Source organism: Tahibacter soli (assembly GCF_025717065.2).
In the GTDB taxonomy this organism is placed as follows: Bacteria; Pseudomonadota; Gammaproteobacteria; order Xanthomonadales; family Rhodanobacteraceae; genus Tahibacter; species Tahibacter soli.
On sequence record NZ_JAOVZO020000018.1, the window covers coordinates 654,628 to 680,935 of the forward strand.

The following is a 26,308-nucleotide window of genomic DNA, read 5'->3' on the forward strand; positions in this document are numbered from 1 at the left end:
CTGTCGCGCGGACACTGCGAACGTGCGCCTGCGCCGCGGCGCGGCCGTCGCCGCGAATGCGTCGTCAGATCGCAGCGGCCGTCACGCGACCGCGAGGTCGGCCGAGTCCGCGGACAAGGCGATGCGCCCCATGCGGTGCAGCCCCGGCTCCGCCGCGTAGCGCCGCGCGAGTTCGTCGACCGCGCCGTCCAGCGTGCCGGCGTCGAGCGGCCAGGCATGCGCGAGCAGCCGCCAGCCGTCGCCGCGCGGCTGGGCGGCGGTCAAAGCGACGATGCCGAGGCCGCGCGCCTCGTGCGCGAACAGCACGGCCGGCGGCAGCGACGGATCGGACGGTCGCAACGCCTGCAGCGGCCAGGCGTGCTCGCCGTCGTTGTCGTGAAACGCCAGCGGCAGCCGGTGCGCGGCGAGCATCGCCGCGTACTGGCGCAGTTCGAACAGCCAGCCGGCGTAGGCGTGCGCGCGCTCGGCGGCCGGCAGCGCCGCGCCGTACTCCGCGTGCCACGCCGCGTACGACGGCACGCCGGTCGAGGCGACGCCGTCGCTCCAGTTCCAGGTGCGACCGCGCGACGACAGCGCCTGCTCGACGCGCTCCGGCGCGAACAGCGCGGCTTCGAGCATCTGCCAGAACGCGGACAATCCCGCATGTTCCAATTGGATACACATCATCGCGCACAGGTCGTGGCGCGTGAGGTAGCGCGCGTGCTCCAGGCGCACGCCGAGCGTGCGCATCGCCCAGTCGGCCGTGCGCGCGCCGGCTTCGCCGCGCGCGACGAATTCGAGCTCCATGCGCTGGCCCAGCGCCTGCACGCGATCGGCCGGGCCCGACAGCATCCACGGCACGAGCAGCATCGCGCCGCCGACGAGCGTCACGTCGGGCTCTAGCGCCGGCGTCGGCATCGCGCCGTCGTGCGCGCCGAACGCGAGCACCTGCGGCGGGGCGTCGGCCGGCGCGCCGCGCCGCGCGAGCTCGCCTAGCTCGGCGAACAGCGGCCACGCGGGCCGCAGCGCCTGGGCCGGATCGTACAGCGCACCGCCGACGACCAGGCTCGCTTCGTTCGCGCCGGGCAGGAGGCGCGCCAGATCGGCGGCGACGTGACCGGCGAGTTCGGCCGCCTCGTCGCGGTCGAGCACGAATCGGGCGGGACGTTGCGTGGGATCGAGTTCGAGCGCGAGAACGGCGGGACTGTGCAGAAGGTCGGACATGGCTGGGCGCGGCGTTGCGTCGTCTCTCCCGCGCGACCGCGGAAGGAGAGTTGGGGAGCGGCCGAGTGTAGCATTCGCCGATGTTCGCCAAACTCCGCACCAATCTCGTCGACATCTGGCAGTTCTTCGTCGTCCCCGGCATCGCGGCGGTGCTGCCGTGGCGCCTCGCCTATCGCTGGCTGCGCCGCGTGGCGCGCGGCACCAGCGCGTTCGACGAACCGGCACGCGCCGCGCGCGCCGTCGCACCGCACCATCTCGACATCGGCGACGCCGAACGCTTCGCCGCGAACGTGCGCCTGCACTGGCTGTTCGATACGACCGACCTGTACCTGTCGCTGCTGCACAGAAAGCGCAGCTGGCGGCCGTGGCACATCGAGCGCGTCGGGCAATGGCCGCGCGACGGACGCTTCGTCGTCGCCGGCTTCCACCACGGCAACGGCCATTGGATGTTCAAGAGCCTCGCCGAAGCCGGGCACGATTCGGTCATCGTCTCGGCGCGCTGGGACAAGGCCGACTATCCCGGCCTGCCGATACGCTTTCGCTACGGCAGCCTGCGCGGCCGCGACATCGCGCGCCTGGGCGGTCGGCAGCCGATTTTCCGGCCGCGTGCGCGCGAACAGCTCGTGCAGGCGCTGGCCGACGGCTACGCCATCATCGGCGTGCTCGACATGCCGCCGCGCCTGGCGCCCAACGGCCAGGAACCGGTGCGCCTCCTCGGCCGCGACGCCTGCCTGCCGAACGGCATGCTCGACATCGCGCGCGAGGTCGGCGTGCCGGTCGTGCCGTACTGGATGGAATACGACCTCGAACGCGGCGTGCGCCGGCTCGTGATCGGCGACCCGATCGACCCTGCCGACCCGGGCGCGCTGCAGACGCTCGCCGACCTGCTCGACGCGGCGATCCGCAAGACGCCGTCCGCCTGGTTTTTCTGGCCCGAATGGCCGCTTTGGCTCGACGAGACGCCCGCCGCGGTCGCGCGCACGTCCGAAAAGACGCAGGCGGCAGCGTATTCAGACAGTTAAGTCTTACTTGTCCGGACATCGGCCCATCTGGGCTTCGTGCGCAAAGGCGTAGAATTCGCGCCTCTCCAGCTCGCCGACGGGTCCACCCGCATGTCCGTGCCAGCCATCCAGATCGACCGCGAATACAGCCTCGAGCACAAGTATACTCGTAGCGAAGGCCGCATCTACCTTTCCGGCGTGCAGGCGCTGGTGCGTCTGCCGCTGATGCAGCAGATCCGCGACCGCGCGGCGAACCTCAACACCGCCGGATTCATCTCGGGCTACCGCGGCTCGCCGCTCGGCGGCTTCGACCTCGAATTGTGGAAAGCGAAAAAACACCTCAAGTCGTCGAACATCGAATTCACGCCGGGCCTGAACGAAGATCTCGGCGCGACGATGGTGTGGGGCTCGCAGCAGGCGAACCTGTTTCCGGGCGCGAAGTACGACGGCGTGTTCGCGATGTGGTACGGCAAGGGCCCCGGCGTCGACCGCTGCGGCGACGTTTTCAAGCACGGCAACGCGGCCGGCACGTCCAAGCACGGCGGCGTGCTGTGCCTGGCGGCCGACGACCACGCCTGCCGCTCGTCCACATTGCCGCATGGTTCCGAACTGGAATTCGTGTCAGCGATGATGCCGGTGCTCAATCCCGCCGGCGTGCAGGACATCCTCGACATGGGCATGCTCGGCTGGGCCATGTCGCGCTTCACCGGCCGCTGGGTCGGCTTCAAGACGATCGCCGAGACGGTGGAATCGTCGGCGTCGGTCAACGTCAACCCGCACCAGCTCGACATCGTCATCCCGACCGATTTTGCGCTGCCGCCGGGCGGCCTCAACATCCGCTGGCCCGATCCGCCGCTCGACCAGGAAATGCGCCTGCACCAGTACGCCGTGCAGGCCGCGGTCGCGTTCGCGCGCGCCAACGGCATCGACCGCACCGTGATGGATTCGCCCAAGGCGCGCCTGGGCATCGTCACCACCGGCAAGAGCTATCTCGACGTGCTGCAGGCGCTCGAATACCTCGGCATCGGCGACCGCGAAGCGGCCGACATCGGCCTGCGCGTATACAAGGTCGGCATGACCTGGCCGCTCGAACCGATCGGCATCCGCGAGTTCGCGCGCGGCCTGGAAGACATCATCGTCGTCGAGGAAAAGCGCTCCTTCATCGAATCGCAGATGAAGGAACACATGTACAACTGGGACCACCACGTGCGTCCGTCGATCGTCGGCAAGTACGACGAGGAGGACAACTGGATCCTGCCGTCGACGAACGAGCTGACGCCCGCGCGCATCGCGCGCGTGATCGCCAAGCGCCTGTCGCGCTTCTTCTCGTCCGAGACGATCGACAACCGCCTCGCGTTTCTCGCCGCGAAGGAAAAAGAGCTGGCGCTGCCGCGCGCCTCGTTCCCGCGCGCCGCGCACTATTGCTCGGGCTGCCCGCACAACACGTCGACCGCCGTGCCGGAAGGCTCGCGCGCGCTCGGCGGCATCGGCTGCCACTACATGGTGACGTGGATGGACCGGCGCACCGACACGTTCACGCAGATGGGCGGCGAAGGCGCGACCTGGTGCGGCCAGGCGCCGTTCACCGACACGCCGCACGTGTTCCAGAACCTCGGCGACGGCACGTATTTCCACTCCGGTTCGCTCGCGATCCGCCAGTCGATCGCCGCGAAGGTCAACATCACTTATAAAATTCTGTACAACGACGCCGTCGCGATGACCGGCGGCCAGCCGGTCGACGGCACGCTCACCGTGCCCGACATCGCGCACCAGGTGCGCTCCGAAGGCGTGCGCACGATCGTCGTGCTGTCGGACGACATCGAGAAATGGTCGCGCCCGGAGATCTTCCCGGAAGGCGTCGAATTCCTGCATCGCGACGAGCTCGAAGCGACGCAGAAGCGCCTGCGCGAGGTCAAGGGCGTGTCGGTCGTCATCTACGATCAGACCTGCGCGACCGAAAAGCGCCGCCGCCGCAAGCGCGGCAAGATGGAAGATCCCAAGAAGCGCGTGTTCATCAACTCGCTCGTGTGCGAGGGCTGCGGCGACTGCGGCAAGAAGTCGTTCTGCGTGTCGGTGCTGCCGAAGGAAACCGAGTTCGGCCGCAAGCGCGAGATCGACCAGTCGAACTGCAACAAGGACTACTCCTGCGTGAAGGGCTTCTGCCCGAGCTTCGTCACCGTGCACGGCGGCGGGCTGAAAAAGAAGAAAGGCAAGGGCCAGGTCGATTTCGACGCGCTGCCGATGCCGGTCTTCACGAGCGATCTCGCGCAGCCGTGGAACATCCTCGTCACCGGCATCGGCGGCACCGGCGTCGTGACGATCGGCGCGCTGCTCGGCATGGCCGCGCACCTGGAAGGCAAGGGCGCGACGGTGCTCGACCAGACCGGCCTCGCGCAGAAGGGCGGCGCGGTGACGTGCCACCTGCGCATCGCGCGCACGCCGGCCGACATCCACGCGGTACGCATCGCCGCGGGCGAGGCCGATCTCGTGCTCGGCTGCGACATGGTCGTCGTCAACGACTACTGGGCGCTGTCTAAGATCCGCGCCGGCCGCACGCACGCCGTGCTCAACACGTACGAGGCGATGCCCGGCACGTTCACGACGCGCCCGGACATGCAGTTCCCGTCGGCGCAGATCGTCGACGCGGTGAAACTCGCGCTGGGCGCCGAGCCGCCCGAACTCGTCGACGCGACCGAACTTGCGAACGCGCTGCTCGGCGACGCGATCGCGAGCAACCTGTTCATGCTCGGCTACGCCTGGCAGAAGGGCTGGGTGCCGGTGAGCCTCGATGCGCTGATCCGCGCGATCGAGCTCAACGGCGCGGCGATCGAAATGAACCGCACGGCGTTCAACTGGGGCCGCATGGCGGCGCACGACCTCGCGGCCGTCAAGACCGCCGCCGGCAAGGGCGCGCCGGAGACGGCGCTGAGCGCGCCGCAGGGCCTGATCGACGATTTGCGCCTGTCGCTCGACCTCGACGAGATCGTCGCGCGCCGCGTCGCGTTCCTGACCGACTACCAGAATGCGGCTTATGCGGCAAAGTACAAAGCGCTGGTCGACCGCGTGCACGCCGCCGAAACGGCGCGCGCGCCGGGTTCGAACGCGCTGTCGGAAGCCGTCGCGCGCTACGCGTTCAAGCTGATGGCGTACAAGGACGAGTACGAAGTGGCGCGCCTGTACACGCAGCCGGAGTTCATCAAGCAGGTACGCGACACGTTCGACGGCGACTACAAGCTGCACTTCCATCTCGCGCCGCCGCTCCTGGCCAAGCGCGACGCCGAAGGCAACCTGACCAAGCGCGAGTACGGCTCGTGGGTGTTCGGCGCGTTCAAGGTGCTGGCCAAGCTCAAGGGCCTGCGCGGCACCGCGTTCGACGTGTTCGGCAAGACGCACGAGCGCCGCATGGAGCGGCAGTGGATCGCCGACTACTTCGCGGCGGTCGACGAACTGGCAGGCAAGCTCGACGCGGACAACCGCGCGCTCGCGGTCGACATCGCGAGCGTGCCGGAACAGATCCGCGGCTACGGCCACGTCAAGGAACAGCACGAGGCGAAGGCGCGCACGCGCTGGCAGGAACTCCTCGCCGCGTGGCGCAATCCGCAGGCGGTCAAGCGCGCGGCGTAAGGCGCCGCGCCATGCCCGGTCGACGGTCCCACGCGCTATGCTGGGCCGTCGACCTGGAGCGCACATGAGTACGGCAAGCCTCAACCGCATCGTTCTGAAGGGATTTCGCTCGATCCGCGAGATGGATATCGAGCTCAAGCCGATCAATCTGTTGATCGGGGCGAACGGGGCGGGGAAGTCGAATTTTTTGTCGTTCTTCAAGTTTGCGCGTGAGCTGCAGCGGAAGAGTCTGCAGTTCTACGTTCAAACAAATGGCGGTGCTGACAAATTCCTATTCTTCGGTCGCAAGCGGACACCGACGATGGAATGCCGCATCGAATTTTCCAATGGACAGTACGCAACCAATCTCTCTGCCGGCGCCGGAAATCGACTTTATTTTTCGAACGAGCATTGGTGTGTGTTCGACGACGCCCCCAAGCTCGACGGACTGGAACTTTCGGGTTTGCCAGGGGGCATGGAATCATCGCTCCCTGCTGTCTATAGCACTGATTCCGGCCATGAGATTTCCGCCCAAATCGACAGCTGGCGCGTCTACCATTTTCACGACACGTCACCGGAAGCGAAGGTCAAATTGCCGGGCGGTATCGACCAGACGGACAGCCTGCGCGCCGACGCGTCGAATCTCGCCGCATTCCTTCGCAGCATCCGGACGAGCAACGCCTACAGCCTGATCGTCAGGACGATACAACGTGTCGCACCCTACTTCGTCGACTTCGTACTCGAACCGCAGCGCGAGAACGAGAAGTACATCAACCTGCGCTGGACACACGCAGGCAGCGACGACATTTTCGATGCCGCCGACTTCTCCGACGGCACGCTGCGTTTCATCTGCCTCACCACCCTGCTGCTGCAGCCGGACCCGCCGAAAGTCGTCGTGCTCGATGAACCGGAACTCGGCCTGCATCCGTTCGCGCTGACGATACTCGCCGGCATCATGCGATCGATCTCCATTCGTACGCAGATCGTCGCGGCAACGCAGTCCGTCACCTTCGCCAACCAGTTCGCTCATGACGACATCATCGTCGTCGACCGGGTCGATGAGGCATCGACGATGCGCCGCCTCACCCGCGCCGATGTCGAACCGTGGCTCGGCCAGGACTACGGGATCGGCGACCTGTGGGAGAAGAACATCATCGGCGGTACGCCGTGATCGAACTCGGCATATCGGTCGAAGGACAGACCGAACAGGAATTCGTTCGCAAGGTGCTCGCGCCGCATCTGTGGAACTTCGGCATCGACCCGCGAGCGTCCATCGTCAATACGAGAATCGACGCGGACGGTACCCGGTACAAGGGCGGCAGCGTTTCGGTCGAGCGCGCCGCAAGGAACATCCGGCCGCTCCTGGGCTCGTTCGATTGGACGACGACGTTTTACGATCTGTACGGCTTCGACGATCGCCGTACTGACGAAAGCGCGGACGAACTGGAAGCGCGTCTCTCGGACCGGTTGAACAATCGGCGTTTTATCGCATACGTCCAGCAGTACGAATTCGAAGCGTTGCTGTTCGCCAGCCCCGATGCGGCCGAGCGCGTGTTTGCTTCGACCGCGCTGCGAGACGCGCTCTTTGGCGTATCCGAAGGCTTCGCCACTCCGGAGCACATCAACGATTCGCGGGAAACAAGTCCATCGCATCGGCTGGAAGCCATCTTCGCGATCCATCTGCGGCGCGGCTACGACAAAGTCGTCGACGGCAGGCTGCTGCTCGAAAGTGCGGGGCTCCCGGCCGTCCGCACCCGCTGCCCCCGCTTCAACGCCTGGCTCACCCGCCTCGAATCGCTCGCCGGCACCTGAACGACCGCGCCGCGGGCGCCCGTCGCATCCGCGCACAATCCGCTTCAATCCCTGCATAATCGGCGTTTTCCCGTCTCGCCGAAGCGTTCGGCGAGGCATCGTCGACGCGGGAGCGGTATGCAGCGGTCGCAGTTCCTCAGCCTGTTGAACGAGATCGATCTCGCGGCGTATTACGCGCCGCGGACGCTCGACCGCGGCGAGGACTATCACGAACGCGGCCGCGTGCAGGCCGTCGCGTTTGCCGACGACGGCAACGCCGGATTCCTGCTCGGCTTCGTGCTCGGCAGCCAGGGCAAGCCGTACCGTACCGCGGTGCGCATCAAGCCCGGCCGCAAGGTGCCGAAAGTCGAGACTTTTTGTACTTGTGCGGTCGGCGAGTTCTGCAAGCACGCCGTGGCGCTGACGATCGCCGGCCTCGATGCGGGCGACGAGATCGACGAGATCGACGAGCAGTTCGAACTCAAGCCGCCGCCGTCGCCGACCGCACCGAAGCCCGACCTGCGGCCGTGGGAGCAGTGGCTCGACAACCTCACGCTGCCGCCGAGCGCGCCGCCGTCAGCGAACGAGCCGCGCGTGCTCGGCTTTCTGTTCGAGACCACCGACCTGCGGCTGCCGGCGCTGTGCGCCCTCGCGGTGTGGTTTCGCCACGGCAAGCGCGGCGGCTGCGTGCAGCCGCGGCCGGTCGCGCCGCAGAACGACGCCGGGCACGGCGGTCGCGCCGATCCGTGGGCCGGCCTGTCGCCCGACGAGTTCCTGCGCATCGCCGAGCTGCGCATGGCGCCGACGACATACCTGCGCAGCGGCAACTGGCAGCGCCTGACGTCGCCGCGCCACGAAGCCTGGCTCGCCGACGTGCTCGAACACACGCCGTGCTATTTCGGCAAGCCCGGCGGCGGCGCGCTGCGGCTGGGCCCCAAGCGCGACGTCGCGTGGCGCTGGCGCGCGCAGAACGACGGCACGCAGCGCATGCACGCCGAGATCGTCGGCGCCGGTCCCGCCGCGCGGCTCGTCGTCATCGCGGGCCTGTGGTATTGCGATCCCGACAACAACGAAATCGGCCCGGTCGACGCCGACGTGCGCATGGCCGAGCGCCTGCTCAACGCGCCGCACGTTTCGCCGGAAGTCGCGCCGCTGCTGCGCGAGCGCTGGAAGTCGACCGAGTCGCTCGCGTCGGTGCCGATGCCGGAGGATCACGGCGACATCGAAACCGTGCGCGTGGTGCCGGCGCCGGTGCTGCGCCTGGGCACGCTGCGCGCGGGCGCGTCGAGTCGCGCCGGCGGCGCCAAGTACCAGGCCGGTTGTCTGTACCTGTCGTTCGACTACGGCGGACACCGGCTGCCGTTCGAAGCGGCAGGTCCGAGCGAACGCCGCTTCGTCGACGGACGCGTGCTCGATATCGTGCGCGATCGCAGCGCCGAACTCGCCGCCTACGAACGCCTCGACCGGCACAAGCTGATCGACGCCGCCGACGTCGCCTACGCGCACGGGCTCGCCAACGGCATCGCCTTCGGCTGCTTCGTGCTCGAACGCGGCCGCGGCGAACTGGCGCCGCCCGACCATCTGCTCGCGCTCGCGCTGCGCCTGCAGGCCGACGGCTTTCTGCTCGAATTCGACGCCGAGTCGCCGGTCGAAATCCTGCCCGGCCCGGATGCCTGGCACGCCGACATCGAGGACGCCGGCAACGCGTGGTTCGACCTGTCGCTCGGCATCGACATCGCCGGCACGCGCGTGGATCTCCTGCCGATTCTGCAGCGCGCGCTGTCCGACCCGTCGTTTCCGCTCAAGGCGCCGCCGAAGGAGCCGAAGGACGCGGTGTGGCTCGCGCCGATCGACGCGCGCCGCCGCGTGCCGCTGCCGGTCGCGCGCGTGCGCGCGCTGATCGCGCCGCTGCTCGAATGGCTCGAACAGGGCAGCGTGCGCGAACACCTGCAGCTGCGTCGCGCGCAGGTCGGCGTCGTCGAAGAACTCACGCGCGGCCCGGCCGGACTGCCGTGGCGCGGCGGACCGCGACTCAAGGAAACGCTCGCGCAGCTCAGCGCGGCGCGCGCGCCGGTGCAGGAGCCGGAAGGTTTCCGCGCGACGCTGCGGCCGTATCAGCGCGAAGGCCTCGCGTGGCTCGAGTTTCTCGGCGCCGCGGGTCTGGGCGGCATCCTCGCCGACGACATGGGCCTCGGCAAGACGGTGCAGGTGCTCGCGCACCTCGAAGCGATGCGCCAGCGCGGCGAACTGAACGACCCGGCGATCGTGATCGCGCCGACCAGCCTCGTGTGGAACTGGCGCGCCGAAGCGCAGCGCTTCGCGCCGGACCTCAAGGTGCTGATCCTGCACGGCGCGACGCGCGACACGAACTTCGCGAGCGTGCCGGACCACCACTTGGTCATCACGACATACCCGCTGCTCGCGCGCGACCGCGAAAGTCTCGCGGCGCATCGTTACTCGCTGCTGATCGTCGACGAGGCGCAGGCGATCAAGAACGCGCGCACGCAGGCCGCGCAGGTCGTGCGCGAACTCGTCGCGCGGCGACGCCTGGCGATGACCGGCACGCCGCTGGAGAATCACCTGGGCGAACTGTGGGCGCAGTTCGACGCGGTCGAACCGGGCCTCCTCGGCGACGAGAAGAGCTTCACGCGCCACTATCGCTCGCCGATCGAAAAGCACGGCGATCCCGAACGCCAGGCGAAGCTGCACAAGCGCATCGCGCCGCTGATGCTGCGCCGGCGCAAGGAAGACGTGCTCACCGATCTTCCGCCCAAGACCGTGATCGAGCGCGGCGTCGAGCTCGTGGGCAAGCAGCGCGAGCTGTACGAATCGCTGCGTCTTGCGCAGCACGAGCGCGTGCGCGAGGCGATCCGCGAGCGCGGCCTCGCGCAGTCGGGCATCGTGGTGCTCGACGCGCTGCTCAAGCTGCGCCAGGTCTGCTGCGATCCGCGGCTGGTCAAGCTCGACCGCGCCCGCCGCGCCACCGAATCGGCGAAGCTCGACCTCCTGCTCGACCTGTTGCGCGAACTCGTCGCCGAGGGCCGGCGCGTGCTGGTGTTCTCGCAGTTCGCCGAAATGCTCGCGCTGATCGAAAAATCGCTCGACGCCGAATCGATCGCCTACCAGACGCTGACCGGACAGACGCGCGACCGCGCCGAACTCGTCGGACGCTTCCAGACCGGCGAAGTGCCGGTGTTCCTGATCAGCCTCAAGGCCGGCGGCGTGGGCTTGAACCTCACCGCCGCCGATACGGTGATCCACTACGATCCGTGGTGGAACCCGGCGGTCGAAGCACAGGCGACCGACCGCGCGCACCGCATCGGCCAGGACAAATCGGTATTCGTGTACAAGTTGATCTGCACCGGCACGGTCGAGGAGAAGATCCAGGACCTGCAGCAGCGCAAGGCCGATCTCGCGCAGGCCGTGCTCGAAGGCGGCACGACGCAGTCGCTGCGCTTCGACGAGGACGACCTGAGCGAACTCTTCGGCGCGCTGTAGCGTCCGCGACCGGCGCCCGGATGCGCCGGGGCGGGCGCGGCGGTAAGATCGTGCGCCGTCGCAAAAGCGTAATCCTCTACGTATGGACGAAACACCAATCACGGAACTGCTCGTGCGCTGGCGCGAGGGCGCGCCCGATGCCGAAGCCGCGCTGATGAACGTCGTCTATCCGTTGCTGCGCGAACTGGCCCGCTCGCGCCTGAAGCGCGGCTCGTTCCAGGCGATCACGCTCGATCCCACCGAACTCGTCAACGAAGCCTACGCGCGTCTGCAGATCGCGCGCGAAACGCCGTGGAAGGATCGCGTCCACTTCTTCGCGATCTCGGCCAAGATCATTCGCGGACTCGCGGTCGACTACGTGCGCGCGCGGCTCGCCGACAAGCGCGGCGGCGATACGGTGTTCGTGTCGTTCGACCTCGCCGCCGAGCAGGCCGGCCCGCACTCCGACGCCGGCGTCGACGTGCTCGCGATCGACGCGGCGCTCGCCGAACTCGAGCGCGAAGACGCCGTGTGCGCGCGGATCGTGGAACTGAAATATTTCTCGGGCCTGACCACCGCGGAAATCGCCGAGGCGTGCGGCATATCGAGCGCCACGGTCGTGCGCCACTGGCGCTTCGCGCGCGCGTGGCTCGCCGACAAGCTCGGCACGTCATGACCGAACGCGACGGCGACGACACGCTGGCGCGCCTGCGCGAACTGTTCATCGAATCGGTCGACCTGCCGCCCGTCGAACGCGCCGCGTTCCTCGCCGACCTGCGCACGCGCGATCCCGCCGTCGCGGCGAAGCTGGCCGCGCTGTTCGACGCCGATGCGCACCTGACGCAGCGCGCCACCGAGCCGCTGCTGCCGCAGCTGGCACCGCTGCGCCGCGCGTCGGCGCACTGGGTCGGACGTCGCATCGGCGCCTGGACGATAACGCGCGAACTCGGTGCCGGCGGCATGGGCGCGGTCTACCTCGGCGAGCCGGACGGCGGCGGCGCGCCCGTCGCGATCAAGGTGCTGCACGCCGACTTCGTCGATGCGCCGGAACGGCGCCGCTTCCTGCTCGAACGCGGCGTGCTCGCACGGCTGTCGCATCCGCTGATCGCGCGCTACGTCGATGCCGGCGAACACGACGGCTCGCTGTATGCCGTGATGGAATACGTCGACGGCGCGCCGATCCTCGCCTGGGCCGACCGCGCGAGGCTGGCCTTGCGCGACCGCGTCGCGCTGTTCCTGCGGCTGTGCGCCGCGGTCGCGCACGCACACACGCATCGCGTCGTGCATCGCGACATCAAGTCGAGCAACGTACTCGTCGGCGCCGACGGCGTACCCAAGCTCCTCGACTTCGGCATCGCCAAGCCGCTGCAGCCGGTGTTCGACGGGCAGCGCGTCGAGCGCACCGCCACTGCGCAACGCTGGTTTTCGCCGCACAGCGCCGCGCCCGAACAGATCTCCGGCGCCGAAATCGGCGTCGGCACCGACGTCTACGGCCTCGGCGTGCTGCTGTACGAACTCCTGTGCGGCGAACCGCCGTTCGAACTGGCCGGCCTGACCGCGGGCCAGATCGAGAACACGATCCTCGGCGTCGAACCCGATCCGCCGTCGCTGCGCGCGCTCGGCGGTCCGCCGAACGTCGCCGACGCGCGCGCGCGGCTGCGCGGCTGCGCCGACCGCACCGCGCTCGCCGACGCGCTGTTCGGCGAACTCGACGGCGTCGCGCTGATGGCGCTGCGCAAGAACGCCGGCGAGCGCTACGCGTCGGTCGACGATTTCGCGGCCGACCTGCGCAATGCGCTCGGCGCGCGCCCGACCGAGGCGTCGCGCGCACGGCGATTCGCGCCGGTCCTCGACGCGATCCGGCGCCATCGCGTCGTCGCCGCGATCGGCGTCGTCGCCCTCGCCGCAGCCGCGTTCGCGGCGCTGTCGTGGCGCCGCGCCGCGGCGCCGGCCGAGACACCGATCGCACTGACCGTCGCACCGCCCGAACCGGTCGCCGCCGCCGTCGCGCCGGAAACCCGGCTGGCGCACGCGCTGACACAGCTGCGTCGCGACCATCCCGCCGCGGCGCTCGAGCTCGTCGACGGCGCGCTCGCGACCGTCGACGCGACCGACGCGACCGTCGATCTGCGCGTGCGCCTGTACGACACGAAGGTCGCGGCATTGTTGCGGCTCGCCGACATCGGCGCCGCGCGCGCGGCGATCGACGACGGCCTCGCGATCGCCGCCACGCCGCGGCAGCGCGCGCTGCTCGGCTGGCGCCGCGTCGAAATCCTCGACGCGCGCGGTCGCGGCGACGAGGCGCTCGCCGTCGCACGCGAACTCGCCGAGCACCTGCTGCCGTCGCTCGGCGCCGACGACGCGCTGGCGCTCGCGATCCGCGCGAGAGTCGGCAACGCGCCCCCGGTCGCCGCCGAACCCGACTGCGCGACGACGCTCGCCGGCGGCGCCGGCGTCGAGGCGAATGCCGAAACCGTGCAGCGTTTCTCGCGCTGCATCGCGCAGGCCGGGGCCAGCGGCGATGCGGCATCGCGGCTCGCGTTGCAGGTCGCCTACGGACGCCTCCTCAACCGCACCGGCGACTACGCCGGTGCCGCGCGCGTGCTCGACGCGGCCATCGCGTCGGCGCGCAACGATCCGGCCTTGCGCCGGCTCGACACGCACCGCGTCGCGACGCTGGCTTCGGCGATCGCGCACTACGGCGCCGACGCGAGCGACGACAATCGCGCACGGCTGCGGGGCGAACTGACGGGCGCCGCGCGGATCGCCGGCGACGCCGGCCGCCTGCAGTGGATCGAGCAGAGCGCGCTGGCGCGCGCGCTCGGCGTGTCGGACGAGCCGCTCTAGCGAACCGGCGCGATCGGCACGGTCAAACCGACCTTCACGCGGTCGAGCACCACGTGCGTGACGAAGCTCTTGACGTTCGGATCGTCGAGCAGCGCGCGGCGCGTGAACGCCTCGTACGCCTCCATGTCGGGCGCGAGCACGACCAGCACGTAGTCGGTCTCGCCGGTCACGTAGTAGCACTGTTGCACTTCGGGACATTGCGCCATTTTCTGGCTGAAGCGGTCGAGGTCGGCCGCGGTCTCGCGGTCGAGGTCGACGCCGACGACGCAGGTGATCGGCAGCCCGACCGCACGCGGCGCGACCTGCGCCACCTCGCGCTCGATCACGCCGGCCTCGCGCATGCGCTTCAGGCGGCGCTGCACCGCGGCGGCGGACAAGCCGATCGCCTCGCCGATCGACGCGGCGGGCGTCTGCGTGTCGCGCTGGTGCCGCTCCAGGATGCGCAGGTCGAAGGCGTCGAGCGGCGGGGGTTTTCGGGTCATCGCGATCGGTCGTCGTGGGCGTTCTGCGGCGAAGCGGCATTTGCGGCGGCGAGGACGCGGCGCGCCGACGCGCCGGCGCCGCTAACCTTCCGGCATCGCCATCGACTGAAAACGTCATGTCCGCCGAAGCCAGCACATTGTACGTCTCCGCCCGACCGATCCTCACCGACACCGACGCACGCCTGCGCCGGGCGGCCGAACCGGTCGCCGCGCTCGACGACGCCGTCGTGCACGACGCCGCTGCGCTCGCCGCGACGCTGTCGGCATTCCGCCGCCGCCACGGCTACGGCCGCGCGATCGCCGCGCCGCAGATCGGCATCGCACGGCGCATGCTCGCGCTCGACCTCGGCGCCGGGCCGATCGTCCTCGTCAATCCCGAGATCACCTGGCGCAGCGACGAGACGTTCGAGCTGTGGGACGACTGCTTCAGCGTGCCCGACCGCCTCGTGCGCGTGCGTCGTCACCGGTCGATCAGCCTCGACTACCGCGACGCGCAGTTCCGCCGCCGCCGCTGGGAACGGCTGCCGTCCGATCTCGCCGAGCTGCTGCAGCACGAGATCGACCATCTCGACGGCGTGCTGATGACCGACCGCGCGGCAGGGCCCGATTCGATCCGCCCGATGAGCGAGCGCGCACGGCTCGTCGATGCGCAGCGTCCGGCGCACCGGCTGTCGCTCGATCGCATCGTCGAGGCGTCGCATCGCATCGATCCGGCATTCGTGCAGTCGCCGCAGTTCGTCTCCGCGCCGCTGTCGCAGGCGCTGAACTGCACGCTGATGCTGAAGGTGGAAACGGTCAATCCGATCCGCTCGTTCAAGGGCCGCGGCGCCGACTACTTCGTCGCACGCCGCGTCGACGCCGGCGACCGACGCGCGCTGATCTGCGCGAGCGCCGGCAACTTCGGCCAGGCGCTCGCCTGTGCCGGCAGCAAGTACGACATTCCGGTCGTCGTCTTCGCCGCGCGCAACGCGAACGCGCTGAAGATCGAACGCATGCGCGCGCTCGGCGCCGACGTGCGCCTGGAAGGCGCCGACTTCGACGCGGCGAAGGACGCCGCGCGCCTGCTCGCGCGGGCGGTCGGCACCGACCTCGTCGAAGACGGTCTCGCGCCCGCGATCAGCGAAGGCGCCGGCACGATCGCGCTCGAACTCCTCGCGCGCGACGACGCGTACGACGCGGTCGTCGTGCCGCTCGGCAACGGCGCGCTGATCAACGGCATGGCGCGCTGGATCAAGGCCGTGTCGCCGGCGACGCGCGTGGTCGGCGTCGTGGCGAGCGGCGCGACCGCGATGGCCGAGTCGTGGCGCGCCGGGCGCAGCATCGAGCGCGCGCGCACCGACACGATCGCCGACGGCATCGCCGTGCGCGTGCCGGTGCGCGAGGCGCTCGCCGACATGCAGGGGCTCGTCGACGACGTGCTCGCCGTCGACGACGACGTGCTGATCGACGCGATGCGCCGCGTGCACGCGCACCATGGCCTCGTCATCGAACCGGCCGGCGCCGCGGGCCTCGCGGCGCTGATCGCGCACGCGCCGCTGTTCGCGCAGCAACGCGTCGCGACCGTGCTCGCCGGCGGCAATCTCACGGCGCCGCAAGTGCGGTGCTGGCTCGTCGGCTAAGCGCTCGCCTTGGCGGGCGCCGTCTTCGCCGCGCGCTTGAGCACCGCGACCGGTTCGGCCCACGCGCTCTGCGGCCGGCGCTTCGTCGTCGCGAGCACGAGGTCGGTCGGGTGGAACACGTTGAGATTGTGCGTGATCGGCGTCGTGAGGATGTACTGCGCTTCGGTCGCGCGCAGAAAACTTCCCACTTTCTCGATGTTGAAAACGTCCAGATGCGCGAACGGCTCGTCGATGAACACGAAGCCGCCCGGATGCGTCTCGTCGCGCAGCAGCGCCACGAGCAGCAGCAGCGATTTCATCACCTGCTGGCCGCCGGACGCCTCGCCGTCGTCGAGGCCGATCCAGCCCTTGCGGTCGAAGTCGAAGCGCACGATCAGGCCGGCCTGTGCGAGCGCGACGTCGTCGTTGGCCAGCTCCGGCTGCTCGACGTCGACGTTGATGCCGGCGAGTTCGCCGAGCGCGCGCAGGTTCTTCGCGTACGCGCGCACCGTCGCACGCAGCACGTTGATGTACGCGCCGCGTGCCTCGTCGGTGATGCGCCGCGCACGCGCCAGATGCGCGTCGCGCCGGCCGAGCGTCGTTTCGAGCGCCTCGTGGTCGGCCGCGATCTTGTCGCGCAGCGCGACGCAGGCCGGATCGACGACGTAGCCGCCGCGTTCGACGCGATGCGCCAGGCGTTCCAGTTCGCGCTGCACTTCGTGCGCCGTTTCGAATTCTTCGCGCGCCGCCGCGAGCGCGGCCAAGCTGCGCCAGCCCTGCGGCATCAGCGCGCGCTGCCGGCGGAACTCGACGATGCGGCGCACCTGCGTACGGCGCTCCTGTTCCAGCTGCTGTTCGCGTTCACCGATCTCGCGCGCGAGATTGTCGCGTTCGGCGCGACGCGACGCCGCGGCGAGTTCTTCGCGCTTGGCGCGTTCGCGCGCGGCGTCGACCGCGTCGCGCGCCGCGGCGAGCGCGTCGGCCGCGACCTGCGCGGCCTCGGTGCGCTCGGCGGCTTCGACGCGCGCCTGCGCGAACTCGGCGCTGCGCGTGACGAGCTCCTGCGCCGCGTCCACCTTGAGCACGCGCGCCTGGTTCTCGTCGAGGCGCTGCACGAGCGTCTTGAGTTCGGCCTCGCGCCGCGCGTGCCGAGCGTCGAGCTCGGCGAGTTCGGCTTCGAGCGCCCGGCGGCGCGACGCGCGCGCGCTGGCGCCGTAGTGGCGCTCGTCGGTGCCGATGTGCCGGCCGCCGCGATGCTCGCGCAGGTAGCCGGCCGGCGTGATCCAGTCCTGCCCTGGCGGCAGGCGCGAGCCGGCGTCGACGTCGGCGACGCGGCGGATGCGGTCGAGCTGGCGTGGCAGCCATGCCGGCGGATCGGCCGAGAAGCGCAGCACTTCGAGCAGCGAACCCGGCGTCGGCTTGTCGACCGGCGCGCGCTCGGCGACGACGAAGTGCCGGTACTGTTTCTTTTCGCCGAGCGCGAACGCGGCCTTCGCATCCGACGGCGACGCGAGCAGCACGAGATGGCGATGCGGTGCGAGCACGGCCTCGACGGCCGCCTCCCACGCCGGATCGGTCACCTCGACGCTGTCGGCGAGCATGCGATGCCCGATCTTCGCGGCATCGAGCGCGGCGCGGAATTCGGTTTCGAAACCCGGCGCGTAGCGCTGTCCGCTCGCGAGCGCGGCGATCTGCGTCAGCACGTCGCCGTGACGGCGGCGGTCTTCGACGCTTTCGAATTTCAGTTCGGCCTGGCGGCGGCGGTCGTCTTCGATCTGCCGCGTCAGCGCCGCCACATCTCCGGCGCCGTGCGTCGAGGCGAGCCGTTCGAGCTGTTCTGCGCGGCGCGCCAGCGTTTCGACGTCGCGCGCGCTGTCGCGCGCGGCGAGAAAGCGCTGCTCGGCGTCGCGCGTGGCCGCTTGCGCGTCGGCGACGTCGCGCTGCGCGTCGGAGAGCCGCTGTGCGGCGCCGGTTTCGGCGGTGTCGAGACGATCGCGCCGCGACAGCGCCTCGCGCAGCGCGCGGCGCAGGCCGGTCAGGCGCGGCCGGCTGCCGTCGAGCGTCGCCTTGAGTTCGGCCAAGGCGACTTTCGGTGCAATCTCCACTTCGAGACGCTGCTGCTCGCGCTGGATTTCGCCGTACTCGTCGAACGAACGCACGTCGGCCTTCGCCGCTTCCAGGCGCGTGTGCAGCGCGGCCAGGTCCTGCCCGAGCTGCTTGAGCTCCTGCTCCGTCGCGAACTGCTCGCCGCGCGCGCGCTGGTAGTCGTCGAGCACGGGTTTTTCGCCGAACACGTCCCACACGAGCTGCAGCAGTTCGCGCGGCGGGTACTGGCACAGCTTGTCGGTCGCGCCCTGTTCGAGCGTCAGCACGCGGCGAATCGCGCGGGTCAGGCCGGCGCCTTCCAGACGCACGCGGTAATCGCGCAGGCCGAGCCATTCGCCGCCCTGCGCATCGATCGTTTCCACGGCGACGTCGCCGCCGAGGATCTGGTAGTCGCGTGTCCAGTCGCCGCCTTTCTTGCGAATGCGGCACGCGAGCGTGACCTCCCCGTCCATCAGCGGAAAGAACGGACGGCGGCCGTTGCGGTCGGGCCGGTTGCTGACGACGCCGCGCAGCCACGCGAACGGCTTGCCGTTGTGGCGCAGGTACGTCTTGTAGTCGCGCGCGGTTTCGCGGTCTTCGATCGCCAGCAGCGTGCGCAGCGCGTCGAGCAGCGTCGTCTTGCCCGAGCCGTTCGGACCGACGACGGTGACGATCGCCGCGTCGAGCGGCAGCGTGAAGCGCTGCCAATAGTCCCAATGCACGACTTCGAGCGAGCGGAATTCAAACATTTCCATTTCCCCAATGGTGGACTCCCTCTCCTCCGCGCTCGCGCGGGGAGAGGGTCGGGGTGAGGGGGCGGCGCACCGTGCAGCGTTATGGCCGGGGCAGCGCGTCACGCTCGCCCCCTCACCCCAGCCCTCTCCCCCAAGCCAGCTTGGGGGAGAGGGAGCGTTCTATTCGATCGCATCGGCATCGTCGGCCATGGCCTCGTCCGCCGCCTCGCGCCGCGCCTCGTCGACGACGAACGCGAGCGACCCGTCGAGAATGCGCCGCGCCGTGCGTTCGTAGTCGAACGCGAGATCGAGCAGCGGACCTTCGTGGATGCGCTCCTTGCGCCGCACGATGAAGCCGTGGCGCGCGAGCGCGCCGAGGTTCATCTGGATGCGCATCTTGCCGCCGAGCTTGTCGCCGAAGTCGGCGATCAGCGTGCGCTCGCCGACCGGTTCGGCCACTTCGCCGCCGACCGGCACCGGCTTGAGTTCCGCGAAGATCTGGCCCTGGTCCTGGCCGCGGTCGGCGTCGACGCGCGCGATCTGGCGCTGGCGCTTGGGCAGCACCAGCAACGCCCACAGCACGACGAGCAGCGCGATCGCGTCGCGGTCGAGGCCGAGATTCGTCGCCGCCCACGCCTTCGGCCCCGCGAACACCGCGGCTTCCTGGCCCTTGGCGATCGCGATCGCGACGTGCGACGCGTACGGATGGTCGAGCAGGCGCAGACCCGCGCCGGCGAGGCGCCGTTCGAGGTCTTCGCGAAAACCGGCGTCGGTCAGCGCCTGGCGCACGCCGTCGTCGTCGCGCGGCAGCCAGCGCTCGGCGAGCAGGCGCGCGATCAGCGCGGCTACGGGATCACTCATCGTTCCTGACCTCGATATCGTCGAGCGCGGCAAGACTGCCGGCGCTGATCCAGCCGACGTCGGCGCCGTCGACCTTCTGGAGTTTTCCGGAGAGATTCAACCGCAGCGGCAGTCGCGCGAGTGCCGCGAGCGCGCCGACGCGCGATTGCGCGCCCGGATCGCCGAGCAGGCCCAGCAGCGACAGCCGGTACGCGCTCGTCGCGAAATCGGCGTGCGGCACGAGCGCGGCGAGATCGGCGGGTTCGGCGAGATTCGCGAGCGCGTCGTACCACGCTTCGGCGAGGCTGAAGTCGGCTTGCGCGGCGAGTTCGCGCGCCTCCTCCGGCGCGCCCTGCGCGGGCGGCAGGCCGGTCACTTCGGCGACTTCGCGTTCGCGATCGACCAGTTCGTAGTCGGCGACGTCGAGCGCGATGTCGCCGAGCACGAACGCCGGCGCCAGGCGTTCGGCCAGTACGCCGTCTGAAATCGCCGCCAGCGTTTCAACGTCGACGGAGCGCAGCCAGCGGTTCACGTCGGACGACGACAGGCCGCTGCCGCCCAGGTGCACGCGATGGCGGTCGAGCTGGTTCAGCGCGCGCTGGAACACCGACGCCTGGCGCAGCATCGCGCTCTGCGCGCGGCCGATCTGCTGCGCGACGCGGTGCAGCGCGGGATCGAGCTCGCCGTCCTGCGCGATCAGCTTGACGATCTGCGTGCCCTTTTCGACCCAGCGCCAGACCGATTTCAGCGTCGCCGCCGCCGCGCGAATGCGGTGCTCCGAACCCGACAGCACCGCGCGGTCGAAGTCGTCGCGCAGTTCGTTCAGGCGCGACAGCAGGTGCTGCAGGTCTTCGGGGCCGACGCGGCCGGTCGCTTCGCCGGCCGCGATCTGCGCCGTGACGTAGGCCAGTTCGTCGCCGTCGCCCTGAAACTGCAGCAGCAGCGACAGCGCCGACAGCGCCTGGCGGCCGACCGGGCTGATGCGCCAGCGCTGCGTTTCGGTTTCCCACGCGAGCAGGCCATTGTCGCGCAGGCGCGCCAGCACGGTGTCGAGCTTCGTCGTGTCGAGATACGCGAAATGGTCGCGCAGCTCCTGCGGACTCCAGTCCGGCGCGTGCCCGCGTTCGCCGATCGTGCGCAGCACGAGGAGGCGCACCATCACGCCTTCCTCGCCGCCGTGGAACAGCGTCGAAAACGCGCGCAGCAGTTCGCGCGAACGCAGCAGCGGGAACAGCGCCGGAACGTCGCCCGCGGCAACGCCTGCGCGCAGGTACTCGTGCAGGCGGTCGTCGGAATCGGTCATTCGAAGGGGGATTTGCGAGATACCACGGCGCGCGATGGTCGGGCATCGCGGCGTCCGGTGCAACCCCGCCGGCGTACGGCGGGGTTGCACGGACAACGACTTACGCGTGATGCGTCGCCGATGCGGCTGTCGCGTCGCCGTGCGGCTTGCGCTGCGTGCGCACCGCGAGCTTGCGGATCAGCACGTAGAACACCGGCGTCAGGAACAGGCCGAACACCGTCACGCCGAGCATGCCCGCGAACACCGTCACGCCCATCGCGTGGCGCACTTCGGCACCGGCGCCGTGCGCGAACACCAGCGGCAGCACGCCCATGATGAACGCGAAGCTCGTCATCAGGATCGGGCGCAGACGCAGGCGGCACGCTTCGAGCGCGGCGTCGACGATGCCCATCTTGTCGCGCGTCTCGAGCTCGCGCGCGAACTCGACGATCAGGATCGCGTTCTTGCACGCGAGTCCTATCAGCACGACGAGGCCGATCTGCGTGAAGATGTTGTTGTCGCCGCCGGTCAGCCACACGCCCGCGAGCGCCGACAGGATGCACATCGGCACGATCAGGATCACCGACAGCGGCAGCGACCAGCTCTCGTACAGCGCCGCGAGCACGAGATACACGAGCAGCACGCACAGCGGGAACACGTACAGACTGGCGTTGCCCTGCGTCACCTGCTGGTACGTAAGGCCGGTCCATTCGAACGACATGCCGTTCGGCAGCATCTGTTGCGCGACCTGTCCCGCCGCGGCCACCGCCTCGGACGACGACATCAGCGCCGGATTCGCGCCGCCCTGCAGGTCGGCCGCCGGATAGCCGTTGTAGCGGATCACCGGGTCGGGGCCGTACGTCTGGCCGACGTTCACGACGCTGCCGATCGGCACCATCTGGCCGGCCGCGTTGCGCGTCTTCAGCTGCGCGATGTCGGTCACCTCGTCGCGGTACGCCGAGTCGGCCTGCGCGATCACCTGGTAGGTGCGTCCGAAGCGGTTGAAGTCGTTGACGTACTGCGAACCGAGATACACCTGCAGCGTCTGGAACAGGTCGGTCAGCGCGATGCCCTGCTCCTTGGCCTTCGTACGGTCGACTTCCGCGGTCAGCTGCGGCACATTCGACTGGTACGAGCTGATCGGGCGATCCAGGCCCGGGCGCTGCATGATGCCGCCGGTCAGCGCTTCGATCTGCTTGGTCAGTTCGCCGTAGCCGAGGCTCGCGCGGTCCTGGATGTACATCTCGTAGCCGGCCGCATTGCCGAGGCCGAGCACCGGCGGCGGCATCAGCGCGAAGCCGAGGCCTTCCTGGATCGTGCCGAAGAACTGCCCGTTCAACTGCTGCACGATCTGTTCGGCCGACAGCCCGTCGCGCTCGGCGAACGGCTTCAACGCGAAGAAGATCGTGCCCATGTTCGGCGTGTTGGTGAACTGCAGCGCGTTCAGGCCCGGGAACGCGACCGCGTTGGCCACGCCCGGCGTCTTCAACGCGATGTCGCTCATCTTGCGGATCATCTGCTCGGTGCGGTCGAGCGACGCGCCGGCCGGCAGCTGCGCGCCGGCGAACAGGTACAGCTTGTCCTGCGTCGGGATGAAGCCACCCGGCACCGCGCGGAACGCGACGACGGTCAGCGCGATCAGCGCGGCATAGACGATGAGCATCAGCGGCGCGCGCTTGAGCGCCGGACGGCCGCCGTCGGCGTACGTCTTGCTCGCTCGCGAGAAGAACTTGTTGAACGGCCGGAACAGCCACGCGCCGAACAGCTTGTCCATCGCGCGCGTGAGCCAGTCCTTCGGCGCGTCGTGCGGGCGCAGGAGCGCCGCGGCGAGCGCCGGCGACAGCGTCAACGAGTTGATCGCCGAGATCACCGTCGAGATCGCGATGGTCACCGCGAACTGCCGGTAGAACTGGCCGGTGACGCCGCCGAGGAACGCGATCGGCACGAACACGGCGCACAGCACCAGCGCGATCGCGATGATCGGACCGCTGACTTCCGACATCGCGCGATGCGCCGCGGCGAGCGGCTTGTGGCCGTCCTCGATGTTGCGCTCGACGTTTTCGACCACGACGATCGCGTCGTCGACGACGATGCCGATCGCGAGCACGAGACCGAACAGCGTCAGCACGTTGATCGAGAAGCCGAGCAGCCACAGCACCGCGAACGTGCCGACGATCGACACCGGCACGGCGAGCAGCGGAATGATCGACGCGCGCCACGTCTGCAGGAACAGGATCACGACGAACACGACGAGCGCGATCGCTTCGAACAGCGTCGTGATGACGGCCTTGATCGAATCGCGCACGAACACGGTCGGGTCGTACACGACGTCGAACGTCACGCCTTCGGGAAAGCGCGTGGCGAGTTCCTTCATCTTCGCGCGCACCGCGTCGGACATCGCGATCGCGTTGGAGCCCGGCGCCTGGAAGATCGGGATCGCGACGGCCTGCTGGTTCGACAGCAGCGAACGCAGCGCGTATTCGGACGCGCCGAGCTCGATGCGCGCGACGTCTTTGAGGCGCGCGATGCTGCCGGTCGCATCGCCCTTGATGACGATGTTGCCGAACTCCTCTTCCGTGACGAGGCGGCCCTGCGCGTTGATCGACAGCTGCTGCTCGGCGTTCGTCTTCTGCGGCGGCGCGCCGATGGAGCCGGCGGACACCTGCAGGTTCTGCTCCTGGATCGCGCGCACGACGTCGCCGGCGGTGAGGCCCAGCGCGGCGACGCGATCGGGCTGCAGCCACACGCGCATCGAGTAGTCGCCCGCGCCGAAGATCAGCGCCTGGCCGACGCCGGGAATGCGCGCGATCTCGTCCTTGATGTGCAGCACGGCGTAGTTGCGCAGGTACGTGATGTCGTAGTTGCCCTTCGGCGACAGAAGATGCACCACCATCGTCAGGTTCGGCGACTGCTTGAGCGTCGTGACGCCGAGGCGGCGCACGTCCTCAGGCAGGCGCGGCGTGGCCTGACTCACGCGGTTCTGCACCTGCACCTGCGCGAGGTCGATGTTGGTGCCGATCTTGAACGTGACGGTGAGGCTCATCACGCCGTCGGAACCGGCGACCGACTTCATGTAGATCATGTCCTCGACGCCGGTGATCGCCTCTTCGAGCGGCGCGGCGACGGTTTCGGCGATGGTCTTGGGGTTCGCGCCGGGATACACCGCGCGCACCTGCACCGACGGCGGCACGACGTCGGGGTATTCGCTGATCGGCAGCATCGGAATCGCGATCAGGCCCGCGACGAAGATGATGATCGACAGCACCGCCGCGAAGATCGGGCGGTCTACGAAAAAACGAGAGAAATCCATAAATTCTCCTTGGCCCCGAGCGCGCTCAGTGCGCGCCCTGGGCAGGCTGGCCCGGCGCACCCGGCGCCTGCGGCGGGGCCTGCTCGGGCTTGTCCATCGGCACCGTGTTCGGCGCGACCGGCATGCCCGGGAAGAACACCTTCTGCATGCCGTTGACCAGCACGTTCTCGCCGGCGGTGAGGCCGTCGGTCACGACGCGCAGGCCTTCGACCTGCGGGCCGAGCTTGACGTCCTTGCGCAGCGCGCGGTTCTCGGGACCGAGCACGTAGACGAACTTGCGGTCCTGGTCGGTCATCACAGCGCGGTCGTTGACGAGCAGCACGCTCTGCTTGCCGCTGCCGAGCAGTCGCACGCGCGCGAACAGGCCCGGCGTGAACAGCCCTTCCTTGTTGTCGAGCACCGCGCGCGCGCGGATCGTGCCGGTGTTCGCGTCGAGCGCGTTGTCGACGAACTGCATCACGCCCTCGTGCGGATAGCCGGCTTCGTCGGCAAGGCCGATGCGCACCGGATTCTTCGCGTCGCGCGAGCTCTGCCGCGTGCCGTCGCGCGCGAGGCTCTGGTAGCGCAGATACGTCTGCTCGTCGCCTTCGAACGACACGTAGACCGGATCGATCGAGACGACGGTCGTGAGCAGCGTCGCCTCGGGCGCGTTCGACGTCACGAGGTTGCCCGGCGTCACGATCGCCTTGCTGACGCGGCCGTCGATCGGCGAGATGATGCGCGTGAACTCGACGTTGAGCTTCGTCTGTTCGGCCGCGGCCTGGCTCGCGGCGAGGTCGGCCTGCGCCTGCGACACTTCGGCCTCGCGCGTGTCGACCTCGCTGCGCGGCGTGAGCTTGGACGCCACGAGCTGCTGCGCGCGTTCGAGCTGGCGCTTGGCCAGCAGCACGCGCGCCTTGGCGCGCTCGATGTCGGCCACGGCGCGACCGTGCGCGGCGCGGTATTCGCGGTCGTCGATCTGGAACAGCACGTCGCCCTTCTTGACGACGGCGCCCTCGACGAAATTGACCTTGTCGAGATAGCCGGTCACGCGCGGGCGCACTTCGACGCGGTCCACCGCCTCGATGCGGCCGGTGAACTCGTCCCACAACATGACCTCTTTCTGCACGACCGCGGCGACGTTGACGGCCGGCGGCGGCGGCATCTGGCCGTGCCCGCCGGCACCCGCGCCGCCGCGGTTGCAACCGGCCAGCGCGACGACGAGCAACGCGAGGGCGGCCGCGCGCGGCAGCGCCGGGCTCACCGATCTCGGAATGCGTTTCATGACCTGCTCCTTCAAGTAGAAAACGAATGCGTCAAAGCGGTAACGGCGCGCCGCCGGCGCGCAGGCCGAGCACGGCCGCCGCGCCATCCGATCCGGCGATGAGGCCGGCGACATGGGCGCCGACCTCGTCCGCGTCAAGCCAGTCGTTCGACGCGCAGTGCGCATTCAAATGCGTGCGCACGACGCCGCCGAGCGACAGGTGCTGAACCCGTACCGCCAGGCCCCGGCTCTCGTCGTGCAGCACGCGCGCGAGCATGCGCTGCGCGGCGCTCGTGACCGAATGGTGGCCGTAGCCCGCCCATGGAAACTCCGCCGCGGCGCTGCCGATGCCGAGATACAGCGCGCCCGGCGACGTTTCGGCGAGAAACGGAATCAGGTGGCGCGCGGCGATGTAATGACTGACGACGTCGGCGTGCAGCTTGTCGTCCAGAAACACTTCGTCCTGATCGAGCAGCCGGCCGCTCCGGCGCGGCGACCCGATCGCGACGACGACCCCGACGTAGCGGCGTCGCAGGTCGCGCAGTTCGCGCAACAGCGCCTGGGCCGCGACGTCGCTCTCCACACTCGCGGGCAGGAGCGTCAACGCCTCAGGTTCGCCCAGACGCGCGGCGAGCTTGAGCAGCGTGTCGCGCTGCCGTCCGACCGCGACCACGGCATATCCGGTGGCGATGAGGTACGCGGAAATGCCGTGTCCGACACCGCCGGCCGCACCGATCACAAGCACTGTCTGCTGCATGATGGCTCCGCCACGTAACGCCGGCGGATCATCCTGTGGGAGGATACAAACGTCC

Annotated in this window: 16 protein-coding genes; 8 read left to right on the plus strand and 8 right to left on the minus strand. The window is 69.4% G+C overall.

The annotated features are described in order from the left end of the window. Positions 1-81 precede the first annotated feature (81 nt). Complete coding sequence (locus OD750_RS16350; protein ID WP_263541757.1) at positions 82-1,203, minus strand: hypothetical protein; 1,122 nt, start codon at positions 1,201-1,203, stop codon at positions 82-84. 80 nt (positions 1,204-1,283) lie between these two features. Between OD750_RS16350 and OD750_RS16355 the strand changes: the two genes are divergently transcribed. The 7 genes from OD750_RS16355 to OD750_RS16385 all read left to right on the plus strand — a co-directional run bounded on the left by OD750_RS16355 (position 1,284) and on the right by OD750_RS16385 (position 13,922). Next, positions 1,284-2,225: a lysophospholipid acyltransferase family protein gene (locus OD750_RS16355; protein WP_263541758.1), complete on the plus strand. Its 942-nt coding sequence runs from the start codon at positions 1,284-1,286 to the stop codon at positions 2,223-2,225. Between the two features lie 90 nt (positions 2,226-2,315). Beyond that, positions 2,316-5,828, plus strand: a complete 3,513-nt coding sequence (locus OD750_RS16360; RefSeq protein WP_263541759.1) for an indolepyruvate ferredoxin oxidoreductase family protein — start codon at positions 2,316-2,318, stop codon at positions 5,826-5,828. Between the two features lie 64 nt (positions 5,829-5,892). After that, complete coding sequence (locus OD750_RS16365) at positions 5,893-6,978, plus strand: AAA family ATPase (RefSeq protein WP_263541760.1); 1,086 nt, start codon at positions 5,893-5,895, stop codon at positions 6,976-6,978. Continuing rightward, the gene (locus tag OD750_RS16370) at positions 6,975-7,619 is read left to right on the plus strand and encodes a DUF4276 family protein (protein WP_272842014.1); all 645 of its coding nucleotides are present in this window, start codon (positions 6,975-6,977) and stop codon (positions 7,617-7,619) included. Before OD750_RS16365 ends, OD750_RS16370 begins: the two co-directional genes overlap by 4 nt. Positions 7,620-7,736: 117 nt before the next feature. After that, entirely contained in the window at positions 7,737-11,096 is a 3,360-nt protein-coding gene (locus OD750_RS16375; protein ID WP_263541761.1) for a DEAD/DEAH box helicase, read from the plus strand. 82 nt (positions 11,097-11,178) lie between these two features. Further along, on the plus strand, positions 11,179-11,751 hold the full coding sequence (locus tag OD750_RS16380) for an ECF-type sigma factor (protein WP_263541762.1): 573 nt from the start codon (positions 11,179-11,181) through the stop codon (positions 11,749-11,751). After that, a complete protein-coding gene (locus OD750_RS16385; protein ID WP_263541763.1) occupies positions 11,748-13,922 on the plus strand; it encodes a serine/threonine-protein kinase in 2,175 nt (724 codons plus the stop codon). The genes OD750_RS16380 and OD750_RS16385 overlap by 4 nt, the downstream gene beginning before the upstream one ends. Here the strand turns inward: OD750_RS16385 and OD750_RS16390 are convergent. Beyond that, positions 13,919-14,404: an Lrp/AsnC family transcriptional regulator gene (locus tag OD750_RS16390; RefSeq protein ID WP_263541764.1), complete on the minus strand. Its 486-nt coding sequence runs from the start codon at positions 14,402-14,404 to the stop codon at positions 13,919-13,921. The two genes, OD750_RS16385 and OD750_RS16390, sit on opposite strands and share 4 nt — an antisense overlap. 116 nt (positions 14,405-14,520) lie before the next feature. On the opposite strand from OD750_RS16390, the gene OD750_RS16395 reads away from it, so the two are divergent. Next, positions 14,521-16,023 carry a pyridoxal-phosphate dependent enzyme gene (locus OD750_RS16395; protein ID WP_263541765.1) on the plus strand — a complete coding sequence of 501 codons (1,503 nt, stop codon included), beginning with the start codon at positions 14,521-14,523 and terminating at the stop codon, positions 16,021-16,023. Here the strand turns inward: OD750_RS16395 and OD750_RS16400 are convergent. The 6 genes from OD750_RS16400 to OD750_RS16425 all read right to left on the minus strand — a co-directional run bounded on the left by OD750_RS16400 (position 16,020) and on the right by OD750_RS16425 (position 26,253). Then, a complete protein-coding gene (locus OD750_RS16400) occupies positions 16,020-18,836 on the minus strand; it encodes an AAA family ATPase (RefSeq protein WP_263541766.1) in 2,817 nt (938 codons plus the stop codon). The genes OD750_RS16395 and OD750_RS16400 overlap by 4 nt on opposite strands. A 165-nt stretch (positions 18,837-19,001) precedes the next feature. Then, positions 19,002-19,682, minus strand: a complete 681-nt coding sequence (locus OD750_RS16405; protein ID WP_263541767.1) for a hypothetical protein — start codon at positions 19,680-19,682, stop codon at positions 19,002-19,004. Further along, positions 19,675-20,964, minus strand: coding sequence for a hypothetical protein (locus tag OD750_RS16410; protein WP_263541768.1), 1,290 nt, complete (start codon positions 20,962-20,964; stop codon positions 19,675-19,677). Before OD750_RS16410 ends, OD750_RS16405 begins: the two co-directional genes overlap by 8 nt. A 100-nt stretch (positions 20,965-21,064) precedes the next feature. Beyond that, positions 21,065-24,253: an efflux RND transporter permease subunit gene (locus OD750_RS16415; RefSeq protein ID WP_263541769.1), complete on the minus strand. Its 3,189-nt coding sequence runs from the start codon at positions 24,251-24,253 to the stop codon at positions 21,065-21,067. Positions 24,254-24,278: 25 nt separating this feature from the next. Next, a complete protein-coding gene (locus tag OD750_RS16420) occupies positions 24,279-25,517 on the minus strand; it encodes an efflux RND transporter periplasmic adaptor subunit (protein ID WP_263541770.1) in 1,239 nt (412 codons plus the stop codon). A gap of 31 nt (positions 25,518-25,548) precedes the next feature. Further along, on the minus strand, positions 25,549-26,253 hold the full coding sequence (locus OD750_RS16425; protein ID WP_263541771.1) for an SDR family NAD(P)-dependent oxidoreductase: 705 nt from the start codon (positions 26,251-26,253) through the stop codon (positions 25,549-25,551). Positions 26,254-26,308 lie beyond the last annotated feature (55 nt).